This window comes from Wolbachia endosymbiont (group A) of Norellia spinipes (assembly GCF_964273535.1).
In genome coordinates this window covers 874341-898948 of record NZ_OZ187006.1, presented here as the reverse complement: position 1 = coordinate 898948, position 24608 = coordinate 874341, and the positions used below count along the sequence as shown (strand labels likewise).

Sequence of the window (24608 nt, the reverse complement as noted above, 5' to 3'; positions counted from 1 at the left end):
TGCTCCTAAAATTTTTATTTTCAGCTCTATCTATAATGTCAGTAGCGGTATTAAGTATATTTCAAGTAATATTGGTTGTTATGTTAGTAATTTTAGTGCTCTTGCAGCCGCCTGAGAGTAGTTCGTTAAGTGGTTTTAGTAATACACAACAGGGAGTCAATTCGATGATTCCGGTAAAATCTTCTGAAAACCCGCTCAGCAGAATAACGGCTATTGTTGCTGGATTGTTTATTATAAACACATTGCTATTGTCAGGATTATATTCAAAAGACGTACATAAAAAATCGATTGCAGAGAAAATTATATTAGAAAAAAAGCAAGAAAGTGAACCTACTTCTGTTCCATTTGAAAATTAATGAAGGAAGCTAAATTTATCTTTGTCACAGGTGGAGTTGTGTCATCGCTTGGTAAAGGCTTAGTTGCTTCAAGCGTTGGTGCGCTTCTTCAAGCTTACGGTTTTAAGATCCGTATCAGAAAACTTGACCCGTATCTCAACATTGATCCTGGGACAATGAACCCAACTCAGCACGGAGAGGTGTTTGTTACCGAGGATGGTGCTGAAACTGATTTGGATCTTGGGCATTATGAGCGTTTTACTGGAATTAAAGCAACAAAAGATGACAATATAACAACTGGTAAGATATATCATGAGTTGTTGAAGAAAGAGAGGCGTGGTGATTATCTGGGCAAAACTGTGCAAGTCATTCCTCATGTGACAGATTTAATCAAATCGTTCATTTTTAATGGTACGGAAGGTTTAGATTTTGTAATATGTGAAATAGGCGGAACTGTAGGTGACATTGAAAGCCAACCATTTTTGGAGGCTATACGCCAAGTTAACTACACATTAGGAAAACAAAGAGTTATCCTTATTCACTTAACTTTAATACCATATCTTACCGCAGCGCAAGAATTAAAGACAAAACCAACGCAGCATTCAGTTCGAGAGTTAAATTCCGCGGGGTTACAACCAGATATTATATTATGCCGCAGTGAGAAAGAAATTTTCGATAATCAGAGAGAGAAAATAGCTAAGCTTTGCAATGTTTCTTTGTCCAATGTGATACCTGCTCCTGATGTGAGTCATATATATGAGTTACCGGTGTTGTATAGCCAATGTGGGCTTGATACGCAAATTTTGGAGCACTTTCATTTAAGTGAGCCAAAACCAAGCTTGATTGAATGGGATCAAATAGTGCATTCCATAAGGCACCCAACACAGGAAGTTACTGTGTCTATAGTGGGAAAATACACCGAATTCCCTGATGCGTATAAATCACTAGTTGAAGCATTAAATCATGGTGCGATTAGTAATAAAGTCAAAGTAAAGATAAATTGGGTTAACTCAAGAGAGAAGGAAGAAAAACCTATAAATGAAAAGCTTATAGGGGAGAAGTTACAGAATTCTCATGCAATTCTTGTCCCAGGGGGGTTTGGTGATGACGGAGTAGAGAATAAAATATTAGCAATAAATTATGCCCGTACAAATAATATCCCATTTTTCGGAATTTGCCTTGGTATGCAGCTTGCAATTATTGAGTTTGCTCGTAATGTTGTTAAGCTTGAAGATGCACACTCTGAAGAATTTCATAACTGTAAACATCCAATCGTTAAGTTAGCTGGCGATCAAGATGACGATCTTGGTGGAACCATGAGACTTGGGGCATACAAATGTAATATAAATGCAAGCTCTAAAATGATGGATGCATATAGTAACACTACTATTTCAGAAAGACACAGACATAGATACATAATCAATTCAGATTATAAAGATGATTTGGAAAAAAATGGGCTGCTATGCAGTGGCATATCAGAAGATGGAACATGTATAGAGGCAGTGGAGTTAGAGAGTCATCCGTGGTTTATTGGTGTGCAGTTTCATCCAGAGTTTCAATCAAAGCCGTTTTCTCCTCATCCTCTTTTTATATCGTTTATTAAGGCAGCAGTTAATAAAATTTAAAAAAAGAAGATTAGCAAAGGAAAGTGTTCAAGTATCAATATATGGAGCTTGCCATAGAGCAAGCCAAACTTGCTCAAAAAAATGATGAGGTTCCCATAGGTGCCGTAATAGTTAGTGGAAGCAATGTCGTTTCTTCTGCACACAACATATCCAACGATCCAACTGCACATGCAGAGATGTTAGCGATCAAGCAGGCATGTGAGTTGCTCTCAACTTCAACGCTTTATGATTCTGACATATACGTAACATTAGAACCATGTCCGATGTGTGCTCAAGCTATTTCCTTTGCCAGGATTAAACGATTGTACTTTGGAGCTTATAATCCAAAAGGTGGAGGAATTGAAAATGGTGCTAAGATATTTCAATTTTGCAGCCATATACCTGAAGTTTATGGTGGGATATTAGAAACAGAATGCTCTTTTTTGTTAAAGGATTTTTTTGAGAAACTGAGAGACATTTGACAAACCGTCATGCTACTTGTTTTCCGATACAAATTCGTCATCCCGCTACGTATTAGCGGGATCTATGCTAGGAGATACCGTGACGGTATGACGGTTAAGTAATTCGTCATTCCAGCGTGTGACGCACAACTATACAAACATTGTCCCACCAGCAGGGTGTCATGCAAGTAGCTGACACATAGCTGTACGAACATTCATTTTTGAAGGTAAATTGCACAGCAAATGGTGTCATCCCAGTGCCCAGACACTGGGATCCAGAAATTTTGCTTATAACTGAGCTGATGAGCTAAAGGTAGTTGTCTTACGCTAAAACAAACGTTTTTAATTAAGTTGCATAGAAGCTGGATCCCAGTGTCTGGGCACTTTAGACAATGTTACAAAAAATAATATCATAGAATTCAATAGGATAATCCCTAGAGAATTACTCATCTACAAAAAGGCAAATCGTGTTAATGCTGTTTAGATGTAAAAGATAAGCTAAATCTTTACATGGAATTTAAAACAGTAGAATACCTTTGATTGAAAGAAAGTACCAACTTTATGGGGTGAGCAACTGCAACTACTACCACTAAATCAATAAATCTTAATAGGGGAAAACATTATGAAAACGTCAAAACTGACATTAGTATGTGATATATATGAGTTAACAGATAAAGATAGAAAGAATATACAAAAACTAGCAAGAAAAATAGAAGAAGGGGAAGGTGTTGCCGAAAAGTTCAAAAATGGAATATTCAAAAAGTCCAGCTATAACGCAAGCACGATTCTTTTAGCAAAAATAACTTACGAGTATCATGGTAGAGAGGAGACGTTGTCACTACTACATTATGCTATAAGTCATAAAAATAATCAAGCTGTAAAAGATCTTTTAGAAGAAGCCAAAAAACAAAAACTATTAAAGGAAGTTCTGAATGAAGAGATGACCACAAAACATTCAGATGGTCGGGAAGAAATTCATACAATACTTACAGATGCTATATCACGTAGAGACAATGACATGATTAGAGCAGTGTTAAAGATCTCTGAGGAAAATGGTATTTTGAAAGATATTCTAAAAAAGAGAATAATTATAAAACATTCAAATAGCAAGGAAATGACTTACACCCCATTCACCTATGCTGAAGCGTGTGAAAATAGTGAAGCTGTAAGAGAACTGGGAAATATTCTTAATAAGAGAGCAACCCAGCAGCCCACTGTTGTAACAGCCAAAACTACTACAGCTAGAAGTGAAAAAGTGCTTCAAGATACTATCGGTAATATCGAGGCACCGGCTAACGCATATGAAAATAATAATGAAAGTAGTCTTGAAGAATCTATAGAACATAAATATCTTGAGCCATGCGAAAATAGTAATGAAAGTAATACAATAGCTATAGAGCACATCGCTGCTTCAATAGAAAAGCTCGATAATACTGGAATATGCGAAAAAAATGAAACTGCTGTAACAGAAACTGACATACAAGAGCCAAATGCTTCCAACAGCCTTTCTTCTGCTGCATGTTTTGATAATGGATCTAGCAAAGAAAATACTGCAGACAAAAAAGAAAAACCATCAATGCAACAAAGACGAGCAATCTTGGCTGGTAGTGTTGGTGCGGCATTACTAGTCTGTGGTATTGTAGCTTGTATATTGAAAATGTATGCCATAGCGGTGATTGGGGGAATAGTTGGATTAGCGTGTATAGGTTTTGCACTGTACAATTCGTTCAAGCCAAATACCAAGCTCGAGAAAGTGAGAGATGTAGAACAGCCAATTATTGAATCTTCTTTAAACCCAATATAAATCAAAAAAAATGGTCATAATCATCAAGTAAATTTTTTAAAAAAGTAAAATGAGATAATTTCTTTGGAAGAATCTATAAATCATTAACTTATAGCCCTTCTCATAATAATCCAAATTAGGTAAGATACGGATTCATGGCTATGGTGGAAGTCAGTAGGCAAGCAGCGTATAGTGATCGGATTATTGTGAAAAGAGCTATACTATAAAACGTCTCAACTTTCTCTCCACTTTTTCTGGGTAAGGTCACTTAAGTGATAACCTTTGATTATTCATTATTAATGATAGCCCTAGCAATACTAACAACAAACCAACTAGTAAAAACATTATATCAATCGTAATAAAATTGGTTAACAATGCACCAATTAAAGGAGATATAATCATGAAAAAGTTTTGAATAGATTCACTGAATGCAGAAACTGAGCCTATTATATTTTGTTCAACTTCCGTCTGTAATAGAATAGCGTATGGTATATTAATAAGTGCTCCTGTTATCCCAAATAAAAGCCATATTAATACATAAAAATATACAGACAAATTTATCTGATAAAAAGCCAATAACCCTAAAAGCAATAATAATAACCCACCAAAGATTTGCCCTGCAGAAATTAATGCAATATATCTAAAACGGGCAATATAAGTAGTAACTATTACTGAACCAACAACACTACCTACTCCAATAGCACTTATTGCTATTGCATATATTGATGCATTAAAATTCATGAATTTGTTTAAAACTATTATATAAAAATCGAATACAAATATTATGGCAAATCTTAATGCACTGTTAATAATAACAACATTTAAAAGTTTATTATTTTTAATTGTATTGCCCACATTTATCAGCTTCTTATATATAAAAGACAATTTACTAACCTTATTATTAGTTAATTTTGTTTCTGTAAATTCCACAGGTAAGCTAATAGCTTTAATAAAGCATGCAGATACTAAAAAAGTGAAGGCATTAACAATAAACAGAAAATCTATATCACAATATAAGATCAACAAACCGCCGAATGCAGGACCAATAATTTTTGCAAATTGGTTCGAGGTATGCAAAAAACCTGATGCTCTTGGCAATAAATCATTAAGAACCATTACTTTTAATGCTATTTGTCTAGAAGGTAAGAAAAAACAACGGCATATTCCCTCTAAGAATAGTAGTAACAAAATTATCTTATAATGATAAGCTGAAAAATACAAAATAATAGATAAAGCTGCTCGAAAAACATCAGAATAAATCAAAATAGGTATTGGATTTTTATTATCTACTGATACTCCTATAATTGAACCAAAAAAGACGCTTGGAGCTGCCATAGCAATCTCAACAATAGCGAGCATTTGTGATGGTAAGCCAATATCATAGATGAATAATGAGGCAATAATGGGTATTATCATCCAATCACCTAAACTGGAAATAAAATCGGCAATAAGTAAGTTGACGTAGTTAGCATTACCGATCAAACGATGGGAGTGTTAAATAAACTGTGTCAAACCGAAAAAAAAGTAATAAATTGATATAAAAAAATGGAGGTTTGACAATGAGTCAGAAAGTAGTAAACAGAACTACCGGTTTGGTAGATTATAAAGAATTAGAAACAAATATCCTGTCGTCTATACGAGAAGGAAGACCGTTGACAGGAAGAGATGGAGCATTAACACCGTTTATAAAAAAGTTGCTGGAGGTAAGCCTGGAAGGTGAAATAGAAAACCACTTGTCGGCTGAAAGCGAAGAGAATAATCGAAGAAATGGGAGGAATGCAAAGACTTTACGTACAAGCGCAGGGTCATTTGAGCTTTTGACGCCAAGAGATAGGGAAGGAAGTTTCGAACCACAAATAGTCAAAAAAAGGCAAACAAACTTACATCCAGAGCTTGAAACGAAGATTTTGAGCACATTTGCCAGTGGTATGGGCTATAGAGATATAGTGTCACATGTTGAGGAAATTTATGATCACAAAATATCGGCGGCAGAGATATCAAGTATTACTGACAAATTGCTACCAGTAATCAACGAATGGCGTAGTCGCCCGCTGCAGTCTGTATATCCGATAGTTTTCATGGTTTTTTAAAGTCAAAGAGGACGGGCATTGCGTAAGTAAATGCATGTATAACATATTAGGCATAGATCAAAATGGCAAAAAAGAAGTATTAGGTTTTTATTTGGCTGAAAGTGAAGGAGCTAACTTCTGGTTGGGAGTGCTAAATGACCTCAAAGAAAGAGGAGTAGAAGATATCCTTATTGCCTGCGTTGATGGGCTGAAAAGCTTTCCTGCAGCTATAAACAGTGTCTTTCCTAATGCGGAAGTGCAGATGTGTATAGTGCATCAGATACGCAACTCACTGAAGTATGTGGCCAGTAAAGATGCGAAGAGTTTTTTGAGCGATTTAAAGAAGGTATATCAAGCTTCAAGCAAGGAAATTGCCGAGAATTATCTGTTGGAATTGGATGAAAAATGGGGCACAAAGTACCCTATGGTTATAAAATCTTGGCAGAATAATTGGGAAAACTTGTCTGGTTATTTTAAGTATTCTGGTCCAGTTAGGAGGATAATCTACACCACCAATCCCATAGAGGGGCTACATAGGCAAATTAGGAAATTCACTAAGACCAAAGGCTCATTTACCAGCATAAATGCCTTGTATAAGCAGGTATATTGTGCTATAAAGAAGGCAGAGGAAAAGTGGACGATGCCTGTACATGATTGGGCATTAACTATCTCTCAACTTGATGTTTTCTTTCCTGGCAAATTGAAAATTGAGTTGAACTAAAAATGCGGTTTGACACAGTTTATTTAACACTCCCAAAATTCCTTAAGCTATTAACTTGATAGCACCATCCATTTTACTCTATAGTACGGCTTGTTGTTTGTTCTGAGTTTGAGACTCTGCTTATTCTTTCACACCAACTCTCTTCTGTTTTTCCATTAGATTGACTCATTGCTTCAGAACGCATCAATTTTCCAGACCTTTCAAAATATCCCTGTTCAATAGCATCGTATACTAAATACCCACCAAATGAGCAATTCTTACCTAATTCTTCTTTACAATTTTTGAACTTTTCCAGTATTTCCTTTTTATTACTCACTTCTACTATTATTTTATCTTGCTTGCCAGGGTATAAATTAACTTCTAATTCCCCTAAACTAGTATAGAAAGTTAACACTATATTGCTATTGTCCGCAAGATCAGTGTAATGCCTTATGCCATTTGCCGTTATAATTTCTACCTCACTTTTACCGATCTTTATTATATCTCTTCCGTATTCTATTTCTCCTTGAGTTAGTCCTAAACTCCTTGCTCCATCTGTAATCTTCGCAACATCTATTTTACTGTCCTCTGAGTATTCTAAGTAAAAAGTAGAATTATCCATTTTTGCATTTTTTACCTTACCATTATGCGCACTTTCAACAATTTCCATAAACTTCTGAATACGATTAACATGATCTGTATAAGCTTTTTTCATATTGGTTTTATGGTCTTTAAACTCTGATTCCAATGCATTAATTACTTCCATACTATCTTTGTTATAAAGCACTGCTCCTTTTGATACTAATTTACATATTATATCACTAGCAACTTTAGGATCCTTTTTTAATTCACTAATTCTTTTTATCACATAATCTGTTAAATTATATTCAGGTCCACATCTAAGTACATGATACCCCAATACATATTTCCCAGTAGCCTCATCTTGCAAAATTTTTTGTTGAGGAAAATTAAACCTTACCCCAAATTTTATGGCTTCATCTACAACTTCTTCTAGTTTACCCATATTTTGAACTTGAGACACCATATCAAAGAATTTACCTAGCATTTTCTGTTGGTATGGTGTTAAATTATTCCATAAAGTCTTAGATTCGTGCAAACATCCTTCGCTACTACCACATCCTTTAATATGACATATATCCCTTTCATAGTTAGTTGCTCCTGCTTCTAAAAGTAAGTTTTCTATTTCGCTGCTATCACCAAAATGATCTCTGGCACGTCTAAGTACTTCCGACTGTCCGTGTGGATTTCGAGTATTTAAGGCCATCTTTAGATCTTGATTATTTCTGTGCTTGTCTAAGAACTCTTTCAGGTTTTTAGTAACTTCAATATTGTAATCTGACCAATCAATACTACGAACGCCACGTCCTTTAATTATCCCATGCAACTCGTTTGTTAACCGATATTGATTGTCAGTGATAAGGTGCAGTTCACCATCGTTTTTACGATTATCAACCGCAATTAGCAGTGGGATTTTTCCTTGTTTATCAAGTATATCGCGTTTAGCTCCGTTTTCTAGGAGCAAATCTATATTTTTGCTATTACCAGAATGAGCAGCATAATGCAAAGGTGTCTTCCCCTTAATATCCTGTGTGTTAGGATCAACTCCTGCTTTTATGAGAGAAGATATGCAATCAGACCAAATAGCAGCATAATGTAAGGGTGTCTTCCCTCTATTATCCCTTATACTATGATTAGCCCCTGCTTTTAAGAGTAAACCCATTAATGCGTCATCACCTATACCTGATACCATATGAAACATCGTTGTTCCAGACTCTCCTCTTTTCAAGTTAAGAACAGTTTTTAGATCTTGATTATTCTTATTATCTCGTAAAAATTTCTCAAGTCTTTCAAAGCTTGCATCATGAAGCTTTAACTTTTCTTCATAAGAGCGATATTCGTCAGGATGCAAATAATCTTCTTCACAACAAAAATAACTTTCTATATCACTGTAAATGTAATCGCAATAGTGATGAAGAAATAGACAGTCGCTAAGAATAGTTAATAATTCTTCATCTAACTTCTTTTGATTTTCTGTTAAATCAGATACTTTAACAAATAATAGACGTACTAAATTATTTAAGTTACTTGCATATGAACTTTGAGTACCACCTGTTAAAACGTCACTACGGGACAGCTGTAAACATTCTTTTATTAACTCATATTTACTATCCAAGTGTAGCTTTTTAGATTCCTGAGTACCTATCATTGATGCATTTACCTCTCTAACAACTATAAGGACATTATATGATACACATAAAAAACTAATGCAAGCATAATTTTTATAACTTTAGTATTTTTTAGAGAATTTATATTTTTTTCTTTCTATACCCATTTTACTTCAATAAACTTCACTGGCATTGGTACGCTTTCTTTTGAATTTGCTACATGGATTTCTTTTACCTATCTACTCTATAAATGGTTGTGCAACAAAGCTGAATTTACATAAACAAAATCTTTGGTTTACTTTTATTATAGGAATAGTTAATTTAAAGGACGGTTCGTAAGAAATTTGTGGAAGGGCAATATCTATGAAAAAATTTAATCTCAGCAAAAATCAGAGACATTATATAGGGTTTAAAGTACAAACTAGAAGTTTATTAATCTTATCACTTTTGATACTAAATAGTAGTTTCACATATGCTGACAGAACAGTTATATCTTCATGTGATAAAGTACCTTCAGGTTATAATGGTAAGGTTTTTAGGATTAAGACTGATTACCCAACTGAAATTAGTAATGCAAAAAACCCGTGGGAATATATATCATTTAAAGAGGAACCACAAAAATACGCTTACACAATTTTAAAATACATATATGACGGAAATATTAACTGTGATTTTGATTTACATTGTAATAAGGTCGCTAATTGGTATCATGCACCATGGATGCATTATGGGATAACTGGTAGAGAATTTGTTAATGGTTTAACAAGAGAAAGATCCTTTAAGTCTGGTGAATTACACAGCAATCAAAAATCTATGCTACAGAATTGGGCAATTTCTATTGTTAATGAGCGAGGAGCTTATACATATGGACGGGTATGGCAAGATATAAACAATCCTGATATTACTAAAGGTAAATTCTTAGATGGTACAGTAAGTGCAAAATTAGTATTTACAGAAGCAAAACAGAACGATATTCCAACTCTTAAAAACAGTATCTCTTGGACTAGCTATATTAATCAATCTGAAAAAGGAACTCCAAAGGTATTTAAGCAACTGAGATTATTTCAAATTGACTTTTTAGTCAAAGATAAGAGATCAGAAGAAACAGGATGGGTTGCAGGTACGTTTATTTATGATTGTACCATAAATAATAAAAATCCATGGTTGAATATGAAGTTAATGGGTATTGCTTGGGGTAACGACACTAATTATTTTACGGCAGATTATATAATCGGAAAAAGGTTATTAGAATGTTGGATAAATCCCGATGTGATGAAAAGTTCTTTAGGATATTTAGGTAGACTTAATGGTCCAATAGATAATAAAAAATCTTCATGTTTGTCATGCCATAGTACAGCACAACATCCTGAGAAATCTTCATCAGTACCACCAGAGCATGCAAAGGAACAAGAAATAAAACATTGGTTTAGGAATCTAAAGGAAGAATCATTTGATGATGGAGCATTTAATTTTGATTATTCCAAGCAGTTAAGCCATGGCATTAGAAACTACTATAGTGCTAAAAAAGAAAATGATCCTATTGGGTGTAATGCCTTTAATTATAAAGATATCACTCAAACTCCAATCAACTAATACAGTTTATGGCTTATTTATAATGGTCTTTTAAACGTGTGAGGGTGAAACTGTCAGATGGAAAACACAACAAGGCAATATCTTCTTGTGGATAGAATACCTTTGAAAGAAACACCTAACTTTAGCGTCACAAAAAATTTCATTATTTACTTTCTTCAAAAACACGAAAAAAGTACGTATATTTGTGAGAACAATTTAAACAAAAGCGGCGTTGTGAAAATAAAAACGTAAAATTATTGCAACAAAGCTAGGCAAATTAATTCGTATATAAATGTGGCTAAAGTAGGCTAATATAGCTGGTTTTACGATATAGTAGAATTATTATATAGAAAAGTTCGCACAGAACAAGCAGTAGACCATGCCATCCCAAGAAAAACACTTCTCACCGACTTTGATTTTGAACGCTGGAAGTGGTTATTTTACTTGAGATCTTAATAATATATTTTGCTAAATTAATACTAGTTTATTTTAGAATAATCACTAAGGTAGACTTATAAAAAACAGAATTTAAAATAAACAAAACGTCATGTATCTCTCATATTAAGAGGCTTTTGTTGAGAGTTATTCAAGTCTAAAAAAAATTTTCAAATTGAGGATTGACAAAACCTAAAAACGGGATATCTTACTTGAAATGGAATCAAGTTACTATAGTGTATGTTAGACGTAACAGTTTCCATTTTTTTCCATTCATAAAGAGGTGATCATGCTACGTTCAGATATTCCAAAAGTTTTATTTTCGTCTATTAAAGAGGATGATCCTTATAGAGCATCTAAGCTTTTTCAAATTGAACGCTGGTGCTATGCAAATTGGCGTCTGCACCAAAAAAGTGGCAAAAAAGGACGTAATTTTCTTGCACAGGTATTGTCTAGTGAGGATTGTTGGAAAAAAGTAGACAATTTACATGGAGTTAAGCTTGATAGGCAAGTCGTAGGCAAAAAGTTAATTGCGCCAGATTCAGGTAATCTCTTTGATAAGTATGCCATTGCCTGTAGTTGCTGTCTAGAAGAAGATATTATTGCTTTGTTTGAGGAAAGAAAAGAGGAATTATCAGCTCAAGGTAAGAGTAGTCTATTGGAGTATGAGCACTTAGTTAGGTGTTGCGGGTCGGGTCTTTTAGCGCAGTTTTGGTCACATTTTATTAGCGGTTATATCTCTAAATTAAATTTAGATGGCTGTCATCCATATGAATATGGACTTAAGTGTGCTATGAGCCTTAAGCAGGAGCAGGCAGTGGAATTCTTTTGGAATAAAATAAAATCATTACCTGAAAGTGAGATGAGTGAACAGAAAAAGGATGAAATCTTGATGAAGACAGCAGTATATGTAGCAGGGAACCGTTGTAATAGTTATCCTGAAATATTCGAGTTTTGTTTTAGTCAAATAAGTCCTGATAAATATCCAGAACTTCTAAAAAGAGACTTAGCTGAAAATGGTTATTATGGTAGTTTGAATACACTACAGGGTGCACTTCGCTTTGATAAATTTCAGGAATTATTTGATTGTTTAAAGCCAAATGATGTTCCAGAAGATGATTATAATATCTGGTTAGACATGGAAATCAAAAAACATTCAGAGCCTTATGTAAGTGAAAGTGTAAAGCTTTTTATGCATATGTGGATGAAGGAAGGATTTGATAGCCATCGTGCTTTAGTGATAAGAGAGGAACTAGAGGATAAATCACCTCTTTTCTGTACAGTTTTATTAACACCTTTAGTAGAAAAGGGCTGTATGGAACCAGTATGGGCGTTATTAAATAAAGCTAATTCTGATCAGGTTAAAGAGTTTATGTGTTCTAAACAGGCAGGCTACATACGATCTATATTGGAAAAAAGAGATGCTGATTCATTGAATAAGTTTCTAGCATATAGAAAGTCTACAGATGAAGAGTTCACTAGCTTAACTGAAGTTGAATTAAGCAAAGCATGTGAGCAATTAGGGTTAGGCAATTAAGGTATTATAAGGCAATTCTATAAAGTAGGTGGTGGTTTCTTGTTACTACTTTAGCTTCTGTCAAAAAGATGTTGCATTGTAATACAAATGTTATATACACAAGTCAGCATGTAGGCAAAAATAGCTTTTATTATTGATATCTCTGATGGTTATACAATAAGCTTGGTATAGTGGGTTTAGTATAATATAATGAAGGGGGTTTATGTTCAAGATACAATATCCAACAGATCATCTAAAAAAAGAAGATGTTAATTCAAAGATTACTGAATTATCGGATGAAGTGCAATATATAGAGCAAGCTAGAGAATTTTCTCAACTTAAGCGTTATCGGAGATCTGATGTTGATTCCGAAAGTGGAAGTCAGATTAAGAGAATCGATGTTCCAGGAGAAGGTAGTTGCTTGTTTTGGTCTGTTACTATGGCTTACTTAATACCCGTCAGAAACGACGATGCTTTATTTCGATAAAGGTATGAAGTACTATTTGGAAATGATGGAACTGTAACCCAAAATTTAGATCATATTAGAGGTTTGGTTCGGAATTTAGGTGCTGCGAATTATGATGATACATTTGCAAATTTAGTAAGAAACTTATTTCGTAATCGAGTAGTTGATCACATAAGTTCTTATAGAAATGAGTTCAGAGATTTTGTTGAAGGTGATTTTGAGCGTTACTTGGAAAACATGAGGAACCCTGATACTTGGGGAGGTGAACCTGAAATAAGAGCAATGAGTGGAATGCTTAGCGCAACGATTAGTGTTTCTGGTGAAGTTGAGACTCAATATGGTAATGGGGATATTCAAATACAATTATTTCATGTTGGTGCACCAGGTAAACGAAACCATTATAATTTTGGTCTTGAAAGGAATATTATTGATAATGATAAAGAGCTTGCAAAAGGCTTAAAAAGAGTCATGGGTAAAGTAAGACCACAAGACTTTGAGTTAATACAGTTATTGATAGAGGAAGCAGATAAAGAAGTTGGTATAAGCCGGCAAGATGAGGATTTTAAATCTTTTGAACCGAGATTTCAGTCATTTGTGGATCAGATTCCATCTTATTTACACTCTATAGAAAAAGCAGGGTTTTTTACACACTTCTTCCTAGGTAGTTTTTCTACTTTGTTGGATACAGAGATGGCAAAAAAGCTAGACATCAAGGAGATTTATTTTAGCTTTGACGGTGCAAAGACTTTGAAGGTAGCTATTATAAAAAATGGTGAAATGAAGAGTCAAAAAGATGTGATCGATAAAGTAAAATTATTTGTTATATCAGAAAGTGGTTCTCATTCTTACACTCAAGAGTTTGATCAAGGTGAATTGAAGGAGGTATTAGGCAAGCTTTACTCTCTTATTGAAAATAACCTAGATAAAATTAAAGTTAAATCAATAAAAATCATTAAAGATGCCGGTCATCAGGGAGAAATAGTTGTTGATGTGAAAGATAAAGGAGTAGACATAGAACATAATTCTGAAGTTCAATTTAAAAAAGTGAGAAAAGGGTTATGGAGGGATCCCGAAGTCGATATAGCGAAGCTAGCTATTTCCAATCAGCGAACAGTTAAAGCATCTTTAAGGAGAATTCTTGATAAGATTTACACAATTCACTCCGAATATGCAGACTCACTAATCTATGCTAGCAGAGCACGTGAAGCAGCACATCATGGGTTTGCGGTAGGCGTTTTCATGAATTTCCACTACAGGTATAATTTTAGAGTCTACCCAGAGCAATTTGCAGGAAGGGGTTATGCAGATATTATCTTGCTGGCTCGTGGTCCTGATCGTGCATTGGATTCTATTCCCATTATTATTGAATTAAAAGCGGGAGCAGGTTCTAATGCTACTCCAGATAAGGCTTTGCAGCAAGCAGAAAAGTATGCACAAGGCTTTCAACCAAATATTCAGCGAGTTCTAACCACTGCAGATGACATTTTATGTGTTGGTGTCAATCTTGATAATCCATCTCCTATCTCTGATATTAAAGTATCAAATCGTGGGGAAGAAATAATTCCTCTTTTTCAAGATATGCTAAAATCTGCTGATGACTGGGATACGCAAAGGATTGGAACAATAGAATTAAAGGGACAGGTGAAAGATAATCTAGAACGTATTTATCATACGTTTCCTGGTACACCTGAGAAGGGAGATAAACATTATTTTAGTAGATTTTTACTAGGGCAATCACTATTGCTAAATAGAGTTGAAGATTTAAAAACTGGTTTTAAAAAATACATTTTTATCTATGGAGACAATATACCTACCGAGGTACGTCCTAATCTTCGTGGGTCTGGACGTTTAGCAGCTGAAAGAGCCAGGGAGAGATTGTCAGCTAATCTTGATGCGAGTCATGCAGTTGTGACAATGGTGCTCATTCCAGAAAATACAGAGAAGTTGGTTTGTGTAATAAATATTGTTGAAGCTAACAGAAAGGATGTTCTGAACGGGCTGGATGAAGTGCTCCCTCTTGATAGATTAAATAGAGAAATAGGGAATAGGGAAATAATCGAATTAAATCTTAATTTTGATACTAGGTACAAGTCAGATTTTAAAAGATATCTTACTATTTGGACTGAAAAATACAATTCTTTACAAGAGTACAACAACGGAGATAATAGATTTCAAGGTACTTTTAAAGAAGTTACTTATCCTAATGAGTTAAAAGAAACATTTGATAAAGCACTAGATATCCAATCCTTATCAATAAGAGGATATAGTAGATTATTAGAAAAAATTGGAGAAGGAATCTTTCCTTTTAAGAGTCTCGTTAATAAAGAAGCTCATTTCCAGGGAATATTGAATGGAGTGTTTAGTTATTATAGTGACTTAAAATTACAGGAATCACCAGAAACTAGAGCATTAGTTTTAACTGAGTTTCAAACTGGTAGAGGGGAACGTATTGACATGCTAGTTCATGGTATTAAGTTTGTGGCTCAAGGTGGAAATGCTGAGGAGTACACTCCAATAGGGTTAGAACTTAAGGCATCAAGGCAGGGTAAAGGGGCTCAAGCTTTATTGAGGGAAGCAAATGATCAAATAAATGAAGAGTACAAAGAAGGTGTTACCTATAAAACACTTACAGATGGTGGTGAGGTAAAATTTATCGGTGTTGTTTTCGATAAAGGATCTAATAATCCGAATAAACTTATTTTAACAAGTAGGACAGCCGAGGAAGGATTTATTCCTGTTGGAGTAGTTCATAGTTCACATCATATGTTGCCTACTGTAGGGCAGTGTTCTAAAAGAAAATCTTCATCGCCGGAGTATCCACCAAGTAAAAAGCCAAGAAGAGAAAGAAGTGTAAGTATGGCCTGCATAGATTCGTTTGATGAAGAAAAGATTACAAAGGAAGAAAAAAAGCAACGTGTTAAAGAGCTATTTGATATTGATAATGCTAAGGATTTAACTAATGAAATTGTAGATATAGGTCGTGAGCAAGTGTTTGATATGATAGGCAATGCTGATAGGACTGATGTATATGTAAAAGTAAAAGATAACAATGGTAATGATAAAAAATTGATAATAGGTGATATTATAGAAATGAAGAATGCAGAAAGATATTTTGTAGATGATTATAGTGATGGTATTGAGATCTTAGTAAAAGTAGGCAGAGATAAGGATCGCGTTATAAAAGAAAAAATAAAAGGACAAAATATTGAGTATTATTTAAGCATCGATGGCTATGAAGTAAAATTCGATGATATAATTAAAAATTTTACTACAGATGCAGAAAGAGAGAAAATTCATAATAAATTACATCAACTATCAAATGATAAGCAGTTGTTAGAGAATAAAAAATACATTGAAGATATAGGTGATGTTCAAACTAATCAAGATTACTCTAATATTGTAGAGGAAATTAAACAGAACTTGCTAGCAAAAGGTGTTAGGGAAGATACTTTTGATACGTTTAAAAATCATTTTGATGATCTTGGTGAAAAAGTTTTTGCAGATTATATTAGTAATGTAGAAAGCAGCCTTCAAGAAAAAGGAATTGCATTTGATCGTGATAAATTTGATTCAGCGAAAATAAAAGGAGCAAAAGGTGGAAAGTTTTTTTCCATGATGGCTATATATGACTTGCTTGATAGTATAAGTGATACAGCAACACTTGGACGACATGATAATAATGCTTTAAAGCAAGTATTTGGTATCAATGGTATACTAGATGCTATGGATGATGTTAGGACAAGCGTAAGTATTTCTCCTAATAGTAAAGTGGGAAAATTGATTAGTAAGGTACCACAGCCTGTACGTCAAACGTTTGTTAAGATTATCAGTAATCCTATAGTTCAAAGTATTACATTTGCAACTATTGCTTATCAATTTGGATATAGTATAAACGAAATAGCTCAAGGTAATCATCATCCACTAAATTATTATTGGACAGCTAGTAGTGGTGTAAAACTAGCAAGCATGAGCATAAGGCCTGTAAGTGCAGGAGTTAGCTTTACAGTGAAAAGTGTAAGTACAACTACTAAGATTTTAAGAGGATTATCTGCTGCAGGCAAAGTCTTGGGTAGGGCAGCAGTAGTTACTATGGTTGCTGATGTATTAATAACAATTGGTGTAGAAATTCATGAGAGAATAGAGTATACAAAAGCAATAGCAGAACAAGTACCTCTATTACCTGGTGGTGAACAAGCGGAAGTATTTTTTGCAGGGGTAATCAAGTTTTTTACAGGAAGAGATGTAGAAAAAGAATATGAAGACACAATTAGAATAAAAGGTTATTTAACTTACGTAAAAGAAGCAGCTATTAAACTGTTAAATGACAATTATGACATAGATGCGGTTGTACAATACGTAATCTCCATTGAAGAGAAATATAGTGAGGTGATTAAAAATATGGGTGCACAGGCTATATGTATTATGCCATCACCGTATGGTCCTGAGTGTGCGACGCAGATGAAGTGGACATGTGATTTAGAAAAAAAATATAAAGATATCTCTTTTGACAAGATCAATATAGCCTCTAGTGTAAAAAGAGATTTGTCTTCTATTGATATCTCTAAGATATTGACTATGACACCTTATACTTTGGTTATGAGTGAAGGTTGGGAAAGGTTTATCTGTGGTATAAAGAATAGTCCTCAATGCTATCAAGAGATTGAAGAAAAGAAAGTTTATGTTGTTAATACGGATGCAAAACATATCCCTCATCTAACAAAATACGAGTATGAAAATCTTGGCTTAAGAATTGTAGATGCACCATTAACAAATCCGATACAAAAATCTCAATGCAGCAAAACAATCAATACAAAGCACACAGGTGACGATGCGTTCGCTCCATGTAACAGTGGCAAAATTTATAGAAATTGTCAAGAGAGCTTTACTCTCTCAGGCGGACCTTTTATCTTTACTAATCCAACAAGAAAAGAGCATAGTAATACAAAAAAGCAAACATTTCCTAGAGGATCAGTATTATATATTTCAGGACCTAAAACATTAACAGCAGCAGCAAATTATCCAGCAGTAATGCATATTCCAGAGGGTAGTAATATACGTTATGTTGGCTCAAAAAATAATGAAACTATTTTTATTATTAATGACTATACGTCTGGTACTCTTGAAGGTGGACCAGGAAAAGAAAATACTCTAGTAATGAATGTTAAGGCTAATAATGTCGTTGCAAATTTGCATGGTAGAACTATACGTTATGGTAATAGTAATAACATAAGATTGGTTAACACATATAACTATGTGTCTAATTCTGACAGCAAGCAAAATATTACTACTCACTGTAAAACAAGATTGATTAATGTAAAAAATGCAGAAGTCTGGCAGAATTCATCTAACTGCACAGATAAAGATTATGAAGTTAGAGTAGTCAACAAAGAAAACGTGCATCACAGGGGATTAAAGCAAACAATATTTATCGTTAATGAAGACAGTGATAATGCTAGGATAATAAGTGATTCAGGCAGTACAGGAAAAATGAAAGGAAATATTGACGTAATAAGGGTTCAAGTTGCTAATATTACACAGTGGGGAGTAAGTAAAGATACAGAAAAAGACAGCTATAGCTTAGATCTTTTAGCTAATGATACACAAAGTATTGCTTCAAGTACTACAATCGATGATTTTAAAAATATAGTAATTCAAGTAAATTGCCAGGGAATAACAGAGTCTGTTACAATACAAGATAAGTCTTTGTCTGATACAATAGAAGATATTAGGTATCAAAAGTTGAGAAATTCAGGAAGTGATACTGACAGAGAAATCATACAAAATAGTGAAAAAAAGTTAAAAGCATTTATACAAGCAAGTATTCTAGATCAAGAGTTACTTGATACTTATCAAATTGCAAAAGGTATTGCTGATGACAATAATTTTGACATACCAATATCTCAAATAGAAGTCACTAAAAATCATATGGGAATACCTGCTGAAAAGGTGATAATTGCTGGCATATACTCAGATCAGGTAATTGTTGATTTTAGCTATAATAATTCTGACGTTACTCAGAAATACCGTAATAATGGAAGGAGCTATGATTATGATAACTATATGACACTATGTAATTACTATCAAGACGCCACAGTAGAAGGGGGAGAAGGACAACATCAGTATATTATCAAACTACCAGATACATTAAACCACGAAATCTCGTCATTCCCCATAAGACTTAATTTAAAAATAAAAAGCAAAGCAGTGCCTTATCAGAACATACCTTACAATATTATTGATTTTGCTGAATTGAATGTAACAGATGTTGATAGTATAAGCATACAAGAGGGTAAAAGGAGTTATATAAATGAATATTATAACCAATCAATTTCCGACCTTACAGAGGATAGCTTAGAGATAAAAGATATTACACTTGGTAGTGAAGGTACTAAATGGTCTTTATCCATTGGTTTAGTTGATTATTTTCAAAGCCCAGAACATCAACAAATTGTATTACGAATGAATAATGAGCTTTATAAGATTGATAGTACAAACTTAAGGCTTGAGCATGTAGAAATGAACCCTAACTCTTTCAGATATTATCAACCAGAAGAACAAGGGTTACAGATTTATCATAATCAACCTATTGACGATAATAGTGTTGGGTTAGTTAATTTTAGAGATAAGTCTATATTGGATTTTGATACCGAGATTACTGATGGTAGTTTAGTGTTATCACATAAGAATCATACCTTAGCGAAAGTAGAAAATTGGAATACCTATCAACCAGCAAGGGAAATGATGTTTGCTTTTAATGATACGATGATCTCTAATCTGAAATGCATAGTCTCTGCTTGTAATTCGAAAGATATTATAGAGGACTTTAATAAGGAGAAAGTAACTTTATTAAAGGAGCACATGTTTGATGCTATAATGCGAGATAATATTAATGAGGCTAAAGATTTAATTGGAAAAATTGAAAGTATTAATACTGAAAGTAGGCATGAATTAACACCTTTGTATGTTGCTATTCAAGCAGGTAGGTTGGACATAGTAGAAATTCTTTTTGATAGGAAGCATTTTAGTGTTAAAGATAAAGACATCCATGGTTGTAACCCTCTGCACTGGGCTGCTCAGCAAGGCAATTTGAATATAGCTAAGTTTCTTGTGGATAAAGGTGCTGACATTGGAGCTAAAGATAAAAATGGTAGAACATCTCTTCGTATAGCTGCTTGCAATGGTAATCTAGATGTGGTCAAATTCTTCCTTAATAAGAGTGTTGATATCGAGTCTGAAAGTAATGATCCAGATAAGATGATGGGAAAGATTGAGAGTGTAAGGAAGGAAATTATAAATCAAGTAGGTGCTTCATCTAATGTAAAAAAGTGGGCAAAGTCTTTTATAGAAGAGTTAAGATATTCAATAAAAAGTGTAGCAAAAGAGAAGCTAAAGGATGGCATGTTGCGTAATAGGTATAGTTCAGTTAATGAACTTGCTAATGAAATTTATAAATCAGATGGAAAGCTGTTTGATGATATAATTAGGGGAGTTATAAATGACGTGTATGGAAAAGTAGATACAAAAAAAATATTAAGTTGTGCACGCAGTCATGGTTATATTGCTCAGCTTATTTCAGGTTATGTAGCTGCGTTTGATGCAATGCAAAGGAATAATGATTTAAACAATGGTGCAGTATTTAAGTTAGCTTACTATATCAAAGAAACAATGGAGATGGAGAACTATCCTAAGGTCCATTCAGAAAAAAGATCTAGCCTTGAAAAGCTAAAAAGTGGATTACCGGAATCAGTGAAGAATGTGGTATTTTCATCAAAAGTATGTATTAAAAATATTTATCAAAATGAATATTTATATGCTGCTAATAGTTGTTTTAATTATGACAACGATAGACGAATGGTATTTACTTGGATTCAAAAGAATGAAAAAAATGATAAGTTTAGGTGGAAGATTAGACCTTATGGTGACAATTTTAATATAGTGAATGCTGAATTTAATGAAAATTTGTATCCTTCTAGTAATTATTTCAATTATGACAACGACAGGAGAATGGTATTTACTTGGGTTCCAGGTGGAGGAGTTGCACGAGATGTGTGGAAGATTGAACCTGATGGTGATAACTGTTCTATAAGAAATGTTGAGCTTAAAGAATATTCATATGCTGCTGATTATGGTAAATATGACAAAGATAGAAGGAGAGTATTTACTTGGATTCCAGGGGGCAAGGTTACACAAGGTGTATGGAAGATAGAAGATTGTGGATCTACTTTAAGAAAAGTGAGAAATGCAGATGCTAGTTCTAATTTAATAGTTTCAAGGCAAGTACAATTGGATTACGCATTGTTGAATGCCACAAAAATTGGCAATATTAGTGAAGTAACAGGCCTTGTTAATCAAGGAGCTAATGTTAATACCAAAGACAGAGATGGTAATACTCCTGCACGCAATGCTGTATTAAAAGGTCACTTTGGCATAATTAAGTACCTTGTTGAAAAGGGTGTTAGTTTAAAGGCTGAAGATCATTATTGTGGTCCCCCTACATGTAATGCCGCTTATAGTGGTCATTTAAATATACTAAAGTACCTTATTAGCAAATGTGTTGATATTAATGATACTGATAAAAATGGTTGGACACCGCTACATTTTGCTGCATGGAGAGGCTACTTAGAAGTTGCTAACTTTTTAATAGAAAAGGGTGCTGATATTAACGCTGAGAACATTTTTGGCAGAAAACCTATACACATTGCCGCTGAAAACAATAACAAGAACATCATAGAATTTTTTCTCAGCAAGGGAGTAGACATTGATAATGCTGATAGGTATGGTCGGACGCCCCTGTACTGTGCCTCTCGGAATGGTCACTTGGATTTAGTAAGGTACCTCGTAGATAAGGGGGCTGACGTTTACACTCAAGACAAAGGCGGTAAAACATTGCTGGATATTGCTACTGATCAAAAACACAATAATATTGTAGAGTATTTAAAACAAGTGCAATTAGATAAAGAATTATTGATTGCAGCACAATATGGAAATCTTAGCAAAGTTGAAGATCTTGTAAGTCAAGGAGCTAGCTTAAGTGCTAAGTATAGCGATGGCCGAACTCTTATGCATTGTGCTGCTTATGGGGGCGAGCTAAATGTAGTAAAATATCTTGTGGTAGGTGAAAAAAGTAGTTTAAAAATTAAAGATAATAGTGGTAGAATTCCCCTTCACTATGCTGCTTACAGTGGTAAACTAGATATAGTAAAATATTTTATAGAGGAAGAAAAAGTCGATGTTAATATTAAAGATAATGGTGGCTGGAAGCCCCTATATTATGCTTCTTGTGGTGGTTATTCTAATGTAATAAACTACCTTGGTAAAATACATAATTCAGATTTGATAAGTAACTTACAAGAAAATTCTACGTCTTTAGAAATCCCAAATAGTAATAACATTGAGGTTCAAGACAAACTTGGTAGAACACCCTTACATCTTGCTGCCAAAGCAGGTGATCTGAGCAAAATAAAACTTCTTTGTGATGATTATAATGCTAATATTGAAGCTCAAGACAATTTTGGTTATACACCAATTTTTTTCGCTACTCAATCAGGAAAATTGAATGTAGTGAGTCTTGTTCTTTATTATGGTGCTAATATTAATGCTCAAGATATGTATGGTTCTACGCCTTTACACTATGCTGCTCAAGAAGGTAACTTAGGTATGATTCAGCTTCTTCTTAGTAGATGTGCTAGGATTGAGCTTCTAGATAGGAATGGTTGGACACCTATACTTTTTGCTGCTCGAGAAAGTAAATGGAATGCAGTAGAACTTCTCGTTAGTAAGGGTGCTAAATTTAATAATGAAATAACGTATCAGGGAACACCTTTACATTTTGCTGTTCGAGAGGGTAATTTGGATACGGTAAAATTTCTTATTGATAAAGGTGCTAATATTGAGTCTCAAGACGACTATAATAAAAAACCTTTGCATCTTGCTGTTAGGGTGAACAGATTGGATATAGTAAAATTTCTTCTTGATAAGCACGCTAACATTGAGGCTAGAGACATGGATGGTGATGTACCTTTAGAATTGGCTATTCAAAGTGGTTACAAAGATATAGAGGAAGTCTTAAGGCAAGCACAATTAGATCTAGATAAAGAATTATTGAATGCTGCAAAAAGCGGAGACCTTGATAAAGTTAAAGAATGTATCAAACGGGGTGCTTATATTAATACTAAGAGTAGTAATGGAAGGACTTCTTTACACTGGGCTGCATTTGAAGGTTGCTTACCCGGAGTAGAGTATCTTATAAAGGAAGTTGCTGACATTAATGCTAAGGATAACACTAGTAGGACTCCTCTACACTATGCTGCTAGAAATGGTCATTTAGATGTAGTAAAATACCTTATAGAAGAAGGTGCTGATTTTGAAGTTAAAGACAAGGATGATAAAACACCGTTGGATCTTGCTTCTTGGAAAAAACATAATGATGTTGTAAAATATTTAGAGAAAATCAAAGAAGAAAGAGACAAAACTGTTCAACGCAAACGCCGTCATCACCATGGAGATCATGCTCGTCATCATATGTCAAGAAAACCTCTTGCTATAGATTCAAGTAATCAACCTGAGATAGCAGCAAGTGGTAGTACAAGACCATCTTCATGGATAAATGATTTATTTGGTTGGGTAAAGAGCTCTATAGGTGGATTGTTAAGTTCTAAACCTGTGGGAATATCAAGCACTAAGGATTCAATCTCACAAGTTGATGGGCAATTTGCCAAAGCTTCGGTAAGTAATAGTAGTCCAACAAGTACCACACTATCATCTGATGGTACAGATAAAAAACAAGAAAGTAATTATTTTACAAGTGGGGGTTTTTCCCGAGATAATATTGATTATGTAAATGCAAATATAAAACAAATGCGTGAAAGGCAAACACCTGTTAAATTTAAACCTAGTGGCGGAAATATAATACTAGAAATGGGAGATCACTATCTATCACATGTTGATTTTAATGGTACAATAATGTTACTTGATTTATTAATTAGAAAAGTTACAGGTCAGAAGTATATTTCTACAGTAGATCAGTCTATATCCCCACTAGAAGCACAGGGCTATGCACTCAATATTACAAAGGAATTTGAGAAAGTAGTAGAGCAAGCTGGATTAAAAAGTGGTGTATCAATGCATCGATTAAATATTGATTATATGGAAATGCAGAAAGAAATTACTAGAAAAGTCATGAGTGGTAAATTCAATGAAATTTCAGGGATTTTAAAATCGTATGTAGAGAAAGCATGTCCTGATGAAGAAGCTGGTAAATTAAGTCCGAAGAAATTTGAAAAGTTTATGGCTACATTTAATAACAAGCTAGATGTATCACTAAATCAATCAATACACCAAATGCTACATAATGAAAATAACGTACTAAAAATGGATAATATAAAAGAACCGCAAAGCTTAGGTTTATCTGGACCTAGAACTAGGTTAGATGATGTATTAATTGCGGGCAATGCCAGAGAATTAGTCGCTGGAAGAAGGTAG

The 24608-nt window shown here is 34.0% G+C and carries 10 protein-coding genes and 1 pseudogene; 9 read left to right on the top strand and 2 right to left on the bottom strand.

What is annotated here, in order from left to right; genetic code table 11:
• Positions 1-35: 35 nt before the first annotated feature.
• The 4 genes from secG to ACFZP3_RS04340 all read left to right on the top strand — a co-directional run bounded on the left by secG (position 36) and on the right by ACFZP3_RS04340 (position 4204).
• Positions 36-356, top strand: a complete 321-nt coding sequence (gene secG / locus ACFZP3_RS04355) for a preprotein translocase subunit SecG (RefSeq protein WP_386086936.1) — start codon at positions 36-38, stop codon at positions 354-356.
• Positions 356-1960: a CTP synthase gene (locus ACFZP3_RS04350; protein ID WP_386086935.1), complete on the top strand. Its 1605-nt coding sequence runs from the start codon at positions 356-358 to the stop codon at positions 1958-1960. The genes secG and ACFZP3_RS04350 overlap by 1 nt, the downstream gene beginning before the upstream one ends.
• 41 nt (positions 1961-2001) lie before the next feature.
• Complete coding sequence (locus ACFZP3_RS04345; protein ID WP_253307249.1) at positions 2002-2421, top strand: nucleoside deaminase; 420 nt, start codon at positions 2002-2004, stop codon at positions 2419-2421.
• A 601-nt stretch (positions 2422-3022) separates the two neighbouring features.
• A complete protein-coding gene (locus tag ACFZP3_RS04340) occupies positions 3023-4204 on the top strand; it encodes a hypothetical protein (RefSeq protein ID WP_265017585.1) in 1182 nt (393 codons plus the stop codon).
• Positions 4205-4447: 243 nt separating this feature from the next.
• On the opposite strand, the gene ACFZP3_RS04335 is transcribed toward ACFZP3_RS04340, so the two are convergent.
• Positions 4448-5665 (bottom strand): MFS transporter, encoded by a 1218-nt coding sequence (locus ACFZP3_RS04335; RefSeq protein WP_309166137.1) that lies wholly within the window; start codon positions 5663-5665, stop codon positions 4448-4450.
• Between the two features lie 77 nt (positions 5666-5742).
• Between ACFZP3_RS04335 and ACFZP3_RS04330 the strand changes: the two are divergent.
• A pseudogene (locus ACFZP3_RS04330) lies at positions 5743-6973 on the top strand (IS256-like element ISWpi15 family transposase).
• Between the two features lie 73 nt (positions 6974-7046).
• Here the strand turns inward: ACFZP3_RS04330 and ACFZP3_RS04325 are convergent.
• On the bottom strand, positions 7047-9179 hold the full coding sequence (locus ACFZP3_RS04325; protein WP_386086934.1) for an ankyrin repeat domain-containing protein: 2133 nt from the start codon (positions 9177-9179) through the stop codon (positions 7047-7049).
• A gap of 322 nt (positions 9180-9501) precedes the next feature.
• Between ACFZP3_RS04325 and ACFZP3_RS04320 the strand changes: the two genes are divergently transcribed.
• From ACFZP3_RS04320 to ACFZP3_RS04305, 4 genes are all read left to right on the top strand, one after another.
• The gene (locus ACFZP3_RS04320) at positions 9502-10731 is read left to right on the top strand and encodes a hypothetical protein (RefSeq protein WP_386086933.1); all 1230 of its coding nucleotides are present in this window, start codon (positions 9502-9504) and stop codon (positions 10729-10731) included.
• A gap of 703 nt (positions 10732-11434) precedes the next feature.
• A complete protein-coding gene (locus ACFZP3_RS04315; RefSeq protein WP_386086932.1) occupies positions 11435-12682 on the top strand; it encodes a hypothetical protein in 1248 nt (415 codons plus the stop codon).
• Between the two features lie 202 nt (positions 12683-12884).
• A complete protein-coding gene (locus ACFZP3_RS04310; protein ID WP_386086931.1) occupies positions 12885-13148 on the top strand; it encodes a hypothetical protein in 264 nt (87 codons plus the stop codon).
• 63 nt (positions 13149-13211) lie between these two features.
• Positions 13212-24608 carry an ankyrin repeat domain-containing protein gene (locus tag ACFZP3_RS04305; RefSeq protein ID WP_386086930.1) on the top strand — a complete coding sequence of 3799 codons (11397 nt, stop codon included), beginning with the start codon at positions 13212-13214 and terminating at the stop codon, positions 24606-24608.